Annotated in this window: 11 protein-coding genes; 7 read left to right on the top strand and 4 right to left on the bottom strand. The window is 71.7% G+C overall.

Translation table 11 applies throughout. From position 1 onward, the window contains the following. Positions 1-61 precede the first annotated feature (61 nt). Complete coding sequence (locus tag OG395_RS29360) at positions 62-862, top strand: SLATT domain-containing protein (RefSeq protein WP_442818773.1); 801 nt, start codon at positions 62-64, stop codon at positions 860-862. 76 nt (positions 863-938) lie between these two features. Here OG395_RS29360 and OG395_RS29355 read toward each other — a convergent pair whose 3' ends face one another. The 3 genes from OG395_RS29355 to OG395_RS29345 form a co-directional block, all read right to left on the bottom strand. After that, a complete protein-coding gene (locus tag OG395_RS29355; protein WP_327245607.1) occupies positions 939-1,589 on the bottom strand; it encodes a hypothetical protein in 651 nt (216 codons plus the stop codon). Between the two features lie 124 nt (positions 1,590-1,713). After that, complete coding sequence (locus OG395_RS29350; RefSeq protein WP_327245606.1) at positions 1,714-2,433, bottom strand: GntR family transcriptional regulator; 720 nt, start codon at positions 2,431-2,433, stop codon at positions 1,714-1,716. Positions 2,434-2,547: 114 nt separating this feature from the next. After that, positions 2,548-3,930: an aspartate aminotransferase family protein gene (locus OG395_RS29345; RefSeq protein ID WP_266984169.1), complete on the bottom strand. Its 1,383-nt coding sequence runs from the start codon at positions 3,928-3,930 to the stop codon at positions 2,548-2,550. Positions 3,931-4,149: 219 nt separating this feature from the next. Here OG395_RS29345 and OG395_RS29340 point away from each other — a divergent pair, with 219 nt between their 5' ends. The 4 genes from OG395_RS29340 (at position 4,150) to OG395_RS29325 (ending at position 9,018) form a co-directional block, all read left to right on the top strand. After that, on the top strand, positions 4,150-4,743 hold the full coding sequence (locus OG395_RS29340; protein WP_327245605.1) for a DJ-1/PfpI family protein: 594 nt from the start codon (positions 4,150-4,152) through the stop codon (positions 4,741-4,743). After that, positions 4,740-5,207 carry a MarR family winged helix-turn-helix transcriptional regulator gene (locus OG395_RS29335; protein WP_327245604.1) on the top strand — a complete coding sequence of 156 codons (468 nt, stop codon included), beginning with the start codon at positions 4,740-4,742 and terminating at the stop codon, positions 5,205-5,207. The genes OG395_RS29340 and OG395_RS29335 overlap by 4 nt, the downstream gene beginning before the upstream one ends. A gap of 157 nt (positions 5,208-5,364) precedes the next feature. Continuing rightward, the gene (locus tag OG395_RS29330; protein WP_327245603.1) at positions 5,365-7,212 is read left to right on the top strand and encodes a serine/threonine-protein kinase; all 1,848 of its coding nucleotides are present in this window, start codon (positions 5,365-5,367) and stop codon (positions 7,210-7,212) included. Between the two features lie 387 nt (positions 7,213-7,599). Next, complete coding sequence (locus OG395_RS29325; protein ID WP_327245602.1) at positions 7,600-9,018, top strand: FG-GAP repeat protein; 1,419 nt, start codon at positions 7,600-7,602, stop codon at positions 9,016-9,018. 105 nt (positions 9,019-9,123) lie between these two features. Here OG395_RS29325 and OG395_RS29320 read toward each other — a convergent pair whose 3' ends face one another. Continuing rightward, positions 9,124-10,587, bottom strand: coding sequence for a helix-turn-helix domain-containing protein (locus OG395_RS29320; RefSeq protein WP_327249495.1), 1,464 nt, complete (start codon positions 10,585-10,587; stop codon positions 9,124-9,126). Between the two features lie 423 nt (positions 10,588-11,010). Here OG395_RS29320 and dnaN point away from each other — a divergent pair, with 423 nt between their 5' ends. After that, entirely contained in the window at positions 11,011-12,129 is a 1,119-nt protein-coding gene (gene dnaN / locus OG395_RS29315) for a DNA polymerase III subunit beta (RefSeq protein ID WP_327245601.1), read from the top strand. A gap of 185 nt (positions 12,130-12,314) precedes the next feature. After that, entirely contained in the window at positions 12,315-13,844 is a 1,530-nt protein-coding gene (locus OG395_RS29310) for a substrate-binding domain-containing protein (RefSeq protein WP_327245600.1), read from the top strand. Positions 13,845-13,856: the final 12 nt, after the last annotated feature.

Below are 13,856 nucleotides of genomic sequence, written 5' to 3'. Positions count from 1 at the left end.
CGCGCGTCCGAAACGTCGAAAACGCAGAGTGCAGAGGAGTGCCCCGGTGAGTCAGCCGGAGATGCAGCCCGAGAGGGCGCCCCGCAACGAGTCCGGCGCGCCCGGTTCGGCCGTTCCGTCGGGCTCGGACCCGGGCTCCGGGTCGGGCTCGGAGCCGCGCTCCGGCTTCCGTGCGCGGGGCCGGGATCTGACCGGCCAGCCGTTCCCGCTCGGCGACTGGGGCGAACCCGCGGAACGCCTCGACGAGCTGTACCGCTGGGTCGAGGCCGAGGCGCTGCGCACCGCCGGCTGGTATCTGAAGGACCGGGTGTGGAAGCGGCGCGGCGCCAGGGTGCTGCGGATCGGCACGGCGGCCGGGGCGGTCGCGGGCGGGGCGCTGCCGCTGCTCGATCTGACGGGCGCGCTGCACGGGGCGGCCGGCTGGGGCTATCTCTCGCTGCTGCTGGGTGCCGCCTGCATGGCCTGCGACCGGTACTTCGGCCTGACCTCCGGCTGGATAAGGAACCTCGCCACGGCGCAGGCCGTGCAGCGACGGCTTCAGGTGCTGCAGTTCGACTGGGCGTCGGAGTGCGTGCGGGAGGTGCTCGGACCGACCGAGGGAACGGCGAGCGAGGCGGCCGAGCGGTGCCTGGGGGTGCTGCGGCGGTTCTCGGAGGACATCACGGATCTCGTACGGTTCGAGACCGCGGACTGGATGGTGGAATTCCGGGCCGGGCCTGCGCCGATGGGAATGCAGGCACTGGTCTCGGGGAGCGGGATCGGCGGGCGTGCGGAGCCGGGGGCGGCGCCGGGGCGGTTTCCGATGCAGTCGGTGACCCGGCCGAACATGCCGCGGCAGCGCCCACCGGAGTCACCCCGGTGACGGTGGTCCCGGTGGGCGGTGACTCCGGTGGCGGTGACTCCGGTGGGCGGTGACCTCGGCTGTCCGGGCCGCCGCGTCAGCTGAAGATGATCATGGAGCCTTGGGCGAGGCTGCGGGTCGCCGCCGCGTGCAGGCCCAGCCAGACGTGCCGCTCCCGGGCGAACGGGCTGTCGTCGTACGGAATCGGGCTCGCCGGCTCCTCCAGCGAGGTCGGCGCGACGGGCGGCAGGGGGGCGGCCGGCGGGTTCGCCGGGTCGATGCCGATGGACGGAGCGACGTACTCCAGCTCCCGCAGCAGCCCGTGCGCAGAGCCGAGCGGGCCGCCCCCCTCCAGCAGCTGGTCGTTGGAGAGCGGGGAGGGGAAGTCCACGGGGACGTACGCCCCCGCATGGTCGTAGTGCCAGACCAGGTGGGATTGCTTCGCGGTGGACTCGAACATTTCCAGCAGCTGCTCGTAGTCGCCGCCCAGTTCGTCGACCGGTGTGACGGCGAGACCGCTCAGCTGCAGCAGATAGGCGCGGCGCAGGAAGTGCAGTGCGTCGTAGTCGAAGCCCGCGACCGGGGCCACATCGCCGGTCAGACCCGGCATGTAGGCGTAGACGGGTACGGCCGGGAGTCCGGCCTCGCCCAGCGCGTTGTCGTAGACGGCTATCTCTTCGGCGAACGGGTTGTCGGGGCTGTGGCACAGCACATCGACGAGGGGGACCAGCCACAGGTCACAGGCCACGAAGTCTCGCTCTCCCACGGGTTCTCGCGCGGTTCGCGCGATGGTCGGGACAGCGTAATGCGAGGGGGCCGTCGCGCACAGTGGTCCTTCATGTCCGGCTGTGGAACACCTCGCCGCCGGGCCGTCAGCCGCCGCGCCCCGGGTGCGGCGGGTTGCCGGCCGCGAGCCGCTCCGCCCAGCTGAGCGCGTGGGCGTTGTGGCCGTCGATCACCGCGCGCACCGCGTCGCGGTCCCCGAGTGTGATCGCCGCGACCAGGTCCTGGTGGCCGCTCCAGAGCCAGTCGCACACATCCGCGTCGCTGCGGAGGTACGGCACGGCGAACACCCAGGCCTGGATGCGCAGCCGGTGAAGGAAGTCGGTGATGTACGTGTTGCCGACGAACGCGCCCAGTTCACGCCAGAAGCGCAGGTCGTACCCGATGAGGATGTCGAGGTCCCCGCCCCGCGCCGCCCGTGCCGCCTCCTCGGCGCGACGGCGCACGGAGACCAGCGCGTCGCGGTACTTCGCCGCCTGCGCGCCCTTCGGGCGGACCGGCCCGTCGAAGATGCTGCGGATGACTCCGTCGATGACCAGGGTGCGGGCCTCGACGATCGCCCGGTAGTCGTCCACGGTGAACTCGTGCACCCGGAAGCCGCGGTGCTGGTCGGATTCGAGCAGTCCCTGCGCGGAGAGATCGAACAGCGCCTCGCGGACGGGCGTCGCGGAGACCCCGTACTGCTCGGCGATCTGCTTGACGGTGAACTCCCGTCCCTGCTGCAAACGCCCGGCAAGCACCTCGTCACGCAGCGCGTCCGCGATCTGCTGCCGCAGCGTACTGCGGGTCACAGTTCCGCTCGGGCACATGGCGGCCCTCCCTTTCCGGCTTCGGGTCACCTTAAGCCAGGGCCGGTGTGCCCGGATCCGGGCACGGGGGAGGGACGCCATGCGGATGGGCCCGTGGAATGCGGGTGGAGCGCGTCAGACGGTGTGTTCGTCCGCGACGGACAGGGCCACGTCCAGAGCCGCCAGACCCTCCTTGGCCTCGGCCTCCGTGACGTTGCAGGCCGGAACGGCGTGGGTGCGGTTCATGTTGATGAAGGGCCACAGGCCGTTCTTCTTGCAGGCCGCGCCGAACGCCGCCATCGGCGCATTGGCCTCGCCGGCGGCGTTGTACGGGACGAGCGGCTCCCGGGTCTCCTTGTTGCGGACCAGGTCCAGCGCCCAGAACGCGCCGAGACCGCGCACCTCGCCGACCGACGGGTGGCGCTCGGCGAGCTCACGCAGGCCGGGGCCGAGGACGGTCTCGCCGATGTGAGCGGCGTTCTCGACGACCTTCTCGTCCTCCATGACGCCGATGGTGGCGACGGCCGCGGCGCAGGCCAGCGGGTGACCGGAGTACGTGAGTCCGCCCGGATAGGGGCGAGTCTCGAAAGTGGCGGCGATCTCTGCGGAGATGGCGACACCGCCGAGCGGTACGTAACCGGAGTTGACGCCCTTGGCAAAGGTCATCAGGTCGGGTGTGACGTCGAAGTGCTCGGCGGCGAACCACGTGCCGGTGCGCCCGAAGCCGGCCATCACCTCGTCGAGGATGAAGACGATGCCGTACCGGTCACAGATCTCGCGGACACCCGCGAGGTAGCCGGGCGGAGGCGTCATGATGCCCGCCGTGCCGGGGATCGTCTCCAGGATGATCGCGGCGATGGTGGCGGGCCCCTCGAAGGCGAGAGTGTCCTCCAGGTGCTGAAGGGCGCGGGCGCACTCCTCGGCCTCGGTCTCGGCGTGGAACGGCGAGCGGTAGAGGAACGGCGCCCAGAACCGTACGACACCCGCGGAGCCGTTGTCGGACGGCCAGCGGCGCGGGTCCCCGGTCAGGTTGATCGCGGTGGAGGTGGCGCCGTGGTACGAGCGATAGGCGGAGAGCACCTTCGTACGGCCGGTGTGCAGCCGGGCCATCCGGACGGCGTTCTCGACGGCCTCGGCGCCGCCGTTGGTGAAGAAGATCTTGTCCAGGTCGCCCGGGGTCCGCTCGGCGATGAGGCGTGCGGCCTCGGAGCGGGCCTCGATCGCGAACGCGGGAGCGAAGGTGGCGAGCTTGCCCGCCTGCTCCTGGATCGCGGCGACGACGGTGGGGTGCTGGTAGCCGATGTTGGTGTAGACGAGGCCGCTGGTGAAGTCCAGGTAGCGGTTGCCGTCGTAGTCCCAGAAGTACGCCCCCTCGGCGCCGGCGACGGCGAGCGGGTCGATCAGGCCCTGGGCGGACCAGGAGTGGAACACGTGCGCACGGTCGGCGGCCTTCACGGCCGCACCGGCCGCGGAGTCGACCTGCGGAGCGTGGGAGGCATGGGAGGCATGAGGGGTCATGCGGCGAGCGTAGGTCGTGCGGTGAGCGGCTCGACATGGCCATCTTGTATGGCGTGGGGCGGTTTGGTGGGCAGGGTGTCGGGTCGGCGCGGGGGACGCTCGATTGACAGCATCCTGCCGTAATGACAGCATGCTGTCATCAGCTCCAGTCATGACGCCCCACTCATGACGCTCCATCCATGAGGTTTCGTCCATGAGGTTCTCGCCCGGGAGGTCGTCATGACCCGCAAGACCGTGCACCTGGCCGTCTACGACTCCTACGCCGACTGGGAGACCGGCCACACCACCGCGTATCTCGCCCGCAACGGTTTCACCGTGCGGACGGTCGGCCCCACCGCCGGCCCCGTCACCACCCTCGGCGGCCTCCGCATCCAGCCGGACCTCGCCCTCGCCGACGTACGCCCCGAGGACAGCGCACTGCTGATCCTCACCGGTGCCGACCTGTGGGACAGCGGCGACGAGCTCGCCCCCTTCGCCCGTACCGCCCGCACCTTCCTGGACGTGGGCGTTCCGGTCGCCGCGATCTGCGGGGCGACGGCCGGACTGGCCCGCGAGGGACTGCTCGACGACCGCGCGCACACGAGTGCCGTCTCCTTCTATCTCGCAGCCACGGGGTACGCGGGCGGCGCCCGGTACGTCGAGGCGGACGCGGTGACCGACGGAGACCTCATCACGGCGGGACCGACCGAGCCGGTCGCGTTCGCCCGCGAGGTCTTCGCGCGCCTCGGGGTGTACGAGGGCAGGAAACTCGACGCCTGGTACCGGCTCTTCCACGACTCGGACGCGAGCGCGTACGAGGTGCTGGCGGGATGAGCCGCGAGCAGCAGGACGCGCTCAGCCGCACGGCGCTCGGCGTCTTCCGGCTGAACGGCCAGTTCCTCGCCGTTTCGGAGGAGCTGGCCGCACCTGCCGGGCTGACCGCGGCATGGTGGCAGGTGCTCGGAGCGGTCCTGGCCGAGCCGTTGCCCGTGTCCGGGATCGCCCGGGCCATGGGGATCACCCGGCAGAGCGTGCAGCGGATCGCGGATCTTCTGGTGGGCAAGGGCCTTGCGGAGTACGTACCGAATCCGGCCCACCGGCGCGCGAAGCTGCTGCGTCCCACCGAGGAGGGGCGGGCGGCCGTCTCCCGGATCGGCCCCGGCCACGCGGAGTTCGCCGCGCGACTGGCGCAGGAGCTGGGAGCGGAGGGCTTCGCGGAGACGGTGCGTGTGCTGGAACGGCTGTCGGTTGCAGTCGACGCGGTGACCGACGCGCAACCCACCCCGCCCAGCGCGTGAACCCCGTCCTGCCCAGCGGATGAACCCGGCCCGTCCGGCGCCCCGGGACGGAGCCGGCAGCGGACGGGACCGACGCCCGGCCGGACTGCTGGGGCGTGACGTGCGCCGCTATTCTCGACCCGTCCGGCGTGTCGCCGTACGGGGGAGGTCGCACACCATGGAAAAGCTCGGGTCCACCGACCCGCAACGCATCGGCGCGTACCGCCTGCTGGGGCGGCTCGGCGCGGGTGGCATGGGGCAGGTCTATCTGGCCCGGTCCGATCGGGGCCGTACCGTCGCGATCAAGCTCGTACGCCGGGAGCTCGCCGAGCAGCAGGAGTTCCGCGACCGGTTCCGCCAGGAGGTGCAGGCCGCACGCCAGGTCGGCTCGGCGTGGACGGCCCCCGTGCTGGACGCCGACACCGAGGCCGCCGTGCCGTGGGTCGCGACCGGATACGTCGCCGGGCCGTCCCTCCAGGTCACCGTCTCCGGGCGCGCGGGCGCATCGATGGGACCGGCCTCGGGGGCCTTCGGTCCGCTGCCCGAGCGCTCGGTCCACATCCTGGGGGCCGGGCTGACCCGCGCGCTCCAGGCCATCCACGCCGCCGGGCTCATCCACCGCGACCTCAAGCCGTCCAACATTCTGCTCACGATCGACGGTCCGCGGGTCATCGACTTCGGCATAGCCCGGGCACTGGACACCGTCACCGACGGTGGTCTCACCCGCACCGGGGCGCTGGTCGGTTCGCCCGGCTTCATGGCGCCGGAGCAGGTGCGGGGCGAGCGGGTGACCGCGGCGTGCGATGTGTTCTGCCTCGGCTCGGTGCTGGCGTACGCGGCGACGGGCAGGCTTCCGTTCGGCGGGGCGGACAACGAGGTCCATGCGCTGATGTTCCGGATCACGCAGGAGGACCCGGACCTGACCGGCGTCCCGGTGGATCTGGTCGACCTCGTCCGGGACTGCCTCCTCAAGGACCCGGCCGCCAGGCCGACGACGGACGCGATCCTGGAACGGCTGGCGGAGGACGAGCCCGCCGAACCGTGGCTGCCGGGCGCGCTCCTCGCCCAGCTGGGCCGTCACGCGGTGGAGTTGCTGGACTCGGAGGACCCGGAGGAACCGGAGGAGCCGGAGCGGCCTGCGGAACCGGTTGCCCCGTCCGGTCCCGAGGACGCGGTGCCTGCGGCGGCGGAACCTCCCGCCGCGCAGCCTCCGGCCCCGCAAGCGCCCGGCGGGGCACATGCGATGCCCACGGTGATCGGCACCTCAACGCCCGTACCGGGCCCTGCCCCCGCGTACGGCTACCCGCAGTTGCCCGCCCAGCCGCACCCCGGTCAGGGACAGCCGTACGGCTACGGATATCCGCAGCAGCACCCCGGCTTCGGCTCCACTCCTCCGTACGGCCCCCTCTATTCCGCCTCCGCCCCACCGCCCGAACCCGCACGCCGCACGGCGGGTTCGACCGTCGCTCTCGTCGTGGTCGCCGTGCTCGTCGCCATCGGTGCGGGCGGTTCGGTGTACGCGCTCATGAGCGACGACGGCAGGTCGTCCGGCGTTTCCCACAGCAGTTCGCCCAGCCCGTCCGCGTCCGACGACCCGCCCGAGGAGCCGTCGGACGCCCCCTCCGACACTTCCCCGTCCCCCTCCGGCGCGGAGAAGAACGGCGACGGCTCCATCCCCGGGGGCTACCTCGGCACCTGGTCCGGCAGCATCGACAACTCAGCCGGTCGCTCCACCCGCGAACTCGTCATCCGGCAGGGCAAGGTCGGCCAGACCGTCCTCACGCTCACCGCGGAGGGTCCGATCGACACCGGTGGCACCTACCGCTGCGTCTTCCAGGCCGATCTGACCGATGAGCCGTCCCCCGACGGACCGATCCACATCGGACCCTCGACGATCACGCTCGGCGAACCCATGACGTCCTGCACCCCTGGCAACGCCACCACGCTGACCCTGTTGCCGGACGACACCCTGCGTCGCGAGAACCCGGACACCGGCGAGAAGATCACGTACACGAAGACCGGCTGAAGAGTTCAGCCGAGCAGCGCTCCGGCCTTGCGTCGGGCAGCGACAGCGCATGGACGGACCTGCCGTGCACCGTCGGCGGAAGGTGCCACGCCGGCGGCCGGACCCGCCCGGTCCGCGTTACGGCCGGTACGTCACTCACACGCCCGGCACGCGCGTTCAGCTGCGTCACCGCGTCCGGCCAACTCCGAGATCCCCGACGGTCCCGTCTTCCGCGGTCGCCCCCGACACCTGGTCGACGTTCCCCACCCGGGCGGACTGAAGTCCCTCTGCGGGGCTTCGCACTTCCCGCCCCCGCCTCATTGCGCAGCTTGTCCGACTGTGGGTGAATGCGGCAACAGTCGGTTGTCCCGCCTCGTCGGGCGCGGGGCATGGGGTGGGGACAGAAGCATGAGTGGACGACGCACAGCCGGATACAGACGGGCGGCCCTGGTGACCGCCATCGCCGCCGTTGCCGCGACGCTGTCCGGGGGGACAGCCTCCGCCGCACCGATGCCGGTTCCGCAGGACATCAACGGCGACGGCTACCGGGACCTCGTGGTCCCCGCGCCGGGAGCCTCTGTCGCGGGCCACGAACGGGCCGGGAGCCTCGTCGTCCTGTACGGGTCCGCCAAGGGCGTGTCCGCCTCCAGGCGTGCGGTGATCACGCAGAATTCGGCCGGGGTGCCGGGCACGGCCGAGGCGGGCGACCTGTTCGGTGCCTCCAGCGCCCTCGCGGACCTCAACCACGACGGCTATGCGGACCTGGTGGTCGGGGCGCCCGGCGAGGATGTCGGCACCACACTGGACTCAGGGGCGGTGTACGTCCTGTGGGGCAGCACGAAGGGCCTGGTCTCCGGTACCGCACTGCCGACGCAGGTGCTGAGGCGCTGGGGCGCGGGCAAGGATGTGGCGGCGGTGTCCGGCCCGGGCGAGGCGCGGGTCCTGATCGCCAACTGGAACTTCACCACCGAACTGACCGGACCGTTCACCCGGAGCGGCGGGGTCGGTTCGTCCGTGCCGAACGAGGACATCGGCTGGATGCGCGCCGTCGCGTACGGCGATGTCAACGGCGACAAGGTGGCCGAACAGCTCCAGGTCACCGGCCGGGCGAACGGGAGCAGTGGGGGCCGGGTGCTGGTGAATCCGGTGCCCGGGACGTACCCGCCTCCGCTCCTGGAGGGCGAGGGGCTCAACGTCGCGGTGGGGGACGTGAACGGGGACGGTTACGGGGACGTCGTCGCCGGCGACCCGGACGAACCGAGCGACGTGGGACCGATCGGTCACGTGGGCGGGTCCGTCTCCGTGTGGTTCGGGTCGGCGAACGGAGTACCGCTGGACAAAGCGCCCATGACGTTCCATCAGAACACTGCCGGGGTGCCCGGTTCGAGCGAGCGCTACGACGAATTCGGCGCCGCGGTGGCCGTGGCCGACCTGAACAAGGACGGGCTCGCCGACATCGTCGTGGGCGCACCCGGCGAGGGCATCGGCACCAAGGGCGGTGCGGGCACGGTCACGGTCGTGCCCGGTCGCCGTACGGGGCAGCTGGGCGCCGGCTCGTACACCTTCAAGCAGGACACCCCGGGCGTGCCGGGCACCCCGGAGGTGAGCGACTCCTTCGGCTGCACGGTGGCGGCGGGGGACCTCACCCGTGACGGCAGGCCTGAGATCGCCGTGGGCGCGTGCGAGGAGGACGGGCGCGGCGCGGTCTGGGTGCTGCCGGGCGGGAAGACCCGGCCGGTGTACACGTCGGCGGTCTCCTTCGGCACGGGCTCGCTCGGACTGCCGGCAGTCGCTGGAACGCTGCTGGGCGGCGACTGGCAGCGGTGAGCGCAGGCGTCGCGGGAGCGTAGGGTTCGCCGGCCCCGCGACGCCCTCTGAACCTGTCCTCCCGCTTCGGGGCCGACGGCCATGGGCCCTGCCCTGCAGTGAAACTCACACCGCGTCGGTGACACCCGCAACAGCCAGCGCCCGGAAAGCCAGCCACAACTCGTAACGTGCGCTGGGTGTTTGGAGCAGAGAGCGCTGGAGTGCTGCTTCGATCCGGGTGAGGCGCTTGCGGGCGCCCGGCACGGAGATCCCCAATGCCTCTGCCGTCGGGGCCAGTTGAGCCTCGCGGTCCAGCCAGCACCGGACCGTCGCCTCGGCCGCCCCGCCGTTCCGGCGGAGCGGTTGCAGTTGCTGGGCCGCCCACTCCCGAACGTCGGGGCGGCGCAGGATCTCGTCCAGGGAGCGGACCACCTTCCCGGGCTCGGCAGGACTTGGTGCGCGGGCGGGTGTGGCGCGGATCCGCAGCGCCAGGTCGAGTGCGGCCTGGTCGGCGAGCCGGTTGAGGTCGCGTCCGAGCAGCTCGCCGATCAACCGCAGGCGTGCGGACAAGGTGTTGCGGTGGATCTTCAGATGCTTGGTCGCATGGGACGAGAACGCGAGCCAGGAACCCAGCGTCGCCGCCAGTTCCTGACTGCCGGGGTCCTGGCTGCGCCGGGGCAGGTAGGTGAGGAGGGGCGCCAGCAGGTCGTCGGCCCACTGTGCGCCCTCGGCGCCGACGAGCAGGGCCGGTTCCGGTGCCGAGCCGAACCGGGCGTGGCGGACGGGCAGTCCGCGGGCGACCGCCAGGGCATGGAACGCCTGCCGGTATCCGGTCGCCGTGTCGCTGAGCGGAACCTCCTCGCTCACGCCGACCACGCAGTCGTCCACCACGACGGCGACTTCACGGCCGAGTCGCGGCTCGGTCCCACCCTGGCCGGCGGGCACGACGAGGATCAAGTGGCGTGCGTACACCGGACACCGCACGATCCAGGACCGTCCGCCGGAGAGATCCGCGCAGACCTTCGCCACCTCGTCCCGCCGCCCGCCCGGGCACTCCACCACGCACACCTGGACGGGGTCCGGCAGCCTGGGCTTCAGAGCACCCGCGACCTGGTGGGCGATGGAGAGCTGACCGGTCATCAGCAGATGCAGCACCGCTTCCCGGCCGCGGGACTCCGCGAGGTCGACGCGGCGGCGTTTGCGTTCGACCGATTCGACCGCCCAGCACAAGGCCAGGGGCATCACCGCGTCGGCGAGGAGCGTGGCCAGCCCGTCCGGCAGCGGACGGCACGTGACGACGGCGAGGACCGGGACGCGGGCGTCACGGGCATCGGGCGGGCCATCGAGAGGAAGCAGCAGAGCGGTGTCCTGGCCGCGGTCGAGGGTGAAGGAGCGCGCGCCGAGGGCCGTCAGTTCCCTTGCGCCGTCGGAGGCGAGCGTGACGGCCGCGGCGCTCGTACGGTCCGGGGTCCGTGCCACGGCGTGCAGGACGGTTCCGTCGTCGTGGAGCAGTCCGGCCCAGCCGTCGGCGCGCCCCGACAGCCAGCGCAGCAGTTCCTGCACGCCACCGACGCGGGCCAGGCGGTTCATCCGCAGTACGTCGTCGGCCCGTTCCTGCGCTCGCACAGGCCCTCCGCTCCGTACTCGTGCCCGTCTGTCCCTGCTTCCGCCCCCCCTGCTTCTGTCCCCGGCAGTGGAGATAACCGGAGTGCAGAGTACCGGTTTGGCTGTGCGGACTGTTACCCCCGAGTTGCCCACACCGTGCGAATTGAATCTTCCTGTCGGGAACCCGCCGACCTACAGTCCGAACGTGTTCCGCGGACGGCATGGATGTCGGGGGATGTCGGGTGCCGTCCGTGGGCACAGGGGCGTCGGGGGACGGCCGGGTGGCCGACGGCAGCGACCCACGGGGGTGGTCGCTGCCGTCGGCCGCGCGACGCCGGTCCGCGGTCGATTGTCAGTGGCGCCCTCTAGCGTCGGATCTCGTTGGTCCGACGGAGAGAGGCCCCGCGCATGGAGTTCCGCATTGATCGCAACGCACTGACGGATGCCGTGGCCTGGGCGGCCCGGGTGCTGCCCGCCCGGTCGCCCGTACCCGTGCTCGGCGGGCTGCTGCTGGAGGCCGACGGCGCGGTGTTGCGGATCTCCGGCCTGGATTACGAGGCGTCCGCCCGCATCGAGGTGGGGGCGGAGACCGTACGGGCCGGGAAGGTCCTGGTCATGGGCCGACGGCTGCTCGATGTGTGCCGGGTGCTGCCCGAGAGTCCGGTGGTGTGCGCGGTGGAGGGTTCGCGGTTCTCCGTGACCGGCGGCGGCGCCCGGTTCGGGCTGTCCGTGCTGCCGCTCGACGACTATCCGGCGCTGCCGCCGCTGCCCGAGGTGCTGGGAGCGGTGGACTCCGAGGAGTTCGCCGCGGCCGTCGCCCATGTGACCGTGGCCGCGGGCCGGGACGACACGCTGCCGACCCTCACCGGGATCCGGCTGGGGCTCGACGGCGACACGATGACGCTGGCCGCCACGGACCGGTACCGCTTCGCGGTGCGCACGCTCGGATGGAAACCGGAGGCGGCGGACGTCACGGCCGATGTGGTGGTGTCGGCCCGGCGACTGACCGAGATCGCCCGCTCCTTCGGCCGCTCCGGCATGGTCCGCGTCGCACTGGACGTCGGATCGGCCGGCTTCGAACTCGCCGGGATGCGGACCACGGTTCGCCTCCTGGACGGCCGACTCCCCCGCCACGACAAGCTGTTCGCGATGGCGGACCCGACGACCGCGGTCACGGACCGGGCGCCCCTGGTCGAGGCCGTCAAGCGCGTCGCGGTGGTCGCGGACGGCGACAGCCCGCTCCATCTGACCTTCTCCGACAGCTCGGTGCTGCTTCAGGCGGGGTACGAGGACGATGTCGCGTCCCAGCGGCTGCCCGCGGCCCTGAAGGGCGCCGACGAGCTGACGGTCGCCTTCAACCCCTCGTACCTGATGGATGCCCTGGCCTCGTTCGACGCGCCGGTCGTGCAGTTCCGCATGATGGGTCCCGGCCAGCGCGCCATGATCATCGGCCGGACGGCCGGGGACGAACCTGAGGGCGACCCCACGCACCGGCATCTTCTGATGTCCGTGAAGCCACTGGTCTGACGGCCTCCCCCGCCTGCGGGGGAGGCCGAACTGATCGATCGGTCAGCAGGATCGGCCGGTCCGCTCCCCCGTCCGCCGGACGAACGGCGGGCGAACGTCTGCTGTCGGGACTCGCCCTTCGCCACCAACTCCCTTGCCACGCCCATACGGTGACTCGAACGGGAGACCGGAGGTGTGAGAAAGCCGTGCAGTGGTTCAGCGCCGAGAACATCGTGGCCGTGTGCACCGCCGTGCTCGGTGTCCTGGCCTCCGTCGGAGTGCTCTGGTATGAGCGCCGCGTACCCCGCCGGGGGCGCATCGGCTACCGGGTCCAGATGGACACGCCGATCGGCAGCGACGTCAGCCAGGGACGCGCCAATGTGCGGCTCGGGCTCTTCAGCGAGACGCCGGACATGGCCGATGCCACACTCGTCCTGCTGCGCATCGAGAACGACGGTTCGCAGTCCATCGCCGACAACGACTACACCGGCCGCGAACTGCACGGACTGACCGTCGAGTTCACCGGCCGCACCGTCCGCGGCATCGCGGTCACCCAGGCACCGGGCGCCGACCATCTGATGGAGCACTTCACCCCGGCGGGCGGGATGCGGCACAGCGGCCCCCTCATCCGGCTGCCACGTGTCCCCCTCAACCGGGGCGAGCACTTCAAGCTGCTGGTGCTGCTCACCGGGGCGCACGTGGGCAGCCCCATCAGAATCACGGGCGGCATCCGGGACGGCGAGGTGACACCGAACAGCGCCGTCCGCCCCGACGAGAAGCCCCCGATGTTCGGCCGGGCCGCCCGGCTCATCACCGTGGCCCTGACCGTCTGCGTCATCACCCTGGCCTCGATCATCCTGGTCCGCGACGACACCCCGCCCCCGATGGGCTGCGCCCGGGGCACCCTGACGGTGACCGGCTCCACCGCCTTCGAACCGGTCGTGCGGGAGCTGGCGAAGAAGTACGAGAAGGAGTGCGAGGGCTCCACCGTCACTGTGGACGCGCACGGCAGCAACGCCGGGATACGGGAGCTCGCCGACCGGGGCGCCAGAGCCGGGACGTCCGGTTCCCCCGCGCTGATCGCCCTCTCCGACGGCCCCAAGCCGGACGGCTATCCGCAGCTGCGCGAGAACCGGATCGCGGTCTCGCTCTTCCGCCTCGTCGTCAACGACCGGGTCCCGGTGAAGAACCTGACCCTGGCCACCATCCGGAAGATCTACCGGGGCGACATCCGCAACTGGAAGACGCTCGGCGGTCCCGACCTGCCCGTACTCCTGGTCAGCAGAGACGCCAACTCCGGCACTCGCGAGGTCTTCCAGCGCCGCGTCCTCGGCCACAACGAACCGGCCCAGTCCTCCCGCGACTGCACCACCAAGGACGATGCCGCGGCCCGGGTCATCCGCTGCGAACTCGACTCCACCGAACAGGTCCTGTCCACCGTCGGCCGGCTGGACGGCGCGATCGGCTACAGCGAACTGCGTGCGGGAACCAAGCTGTCGGGAGCGCACCAGCTCGCCATCGACTCCACCGTCCCGTCCGTCGACACGATCGGCTCCAGCAGCTACCCGTACCGGGAGATCGAGTACGCGTACACCTACGGCCGGCCGCCCGCCGACTCACTGGCCTCCAGCTTCCTGGGCTATCTGAGCCGAGGCAGCGGCCAGGACGTCGTCCGTACCCACGGTCATCTGCCGTGCGCGACGCCGAAGGGGCTGCGGATCTGCGGGGAGGACTGAACGCGCGGAAGG

It is taken from the genome of Streptomyces sp. NBC_01320 (assembly GCF_035974375.1).
GTDB classification, from domain to species: Bacteria; Actinomycetota; Actinomycetes; order Streptomycetales; family Streptomycetaceae; genus Streptomyces; species Streptomyces yanii.
Note: the sequence above shows the minus strand (reverse complement) of the source record. Positions and strands in the feature narration are given on the sequence as shown.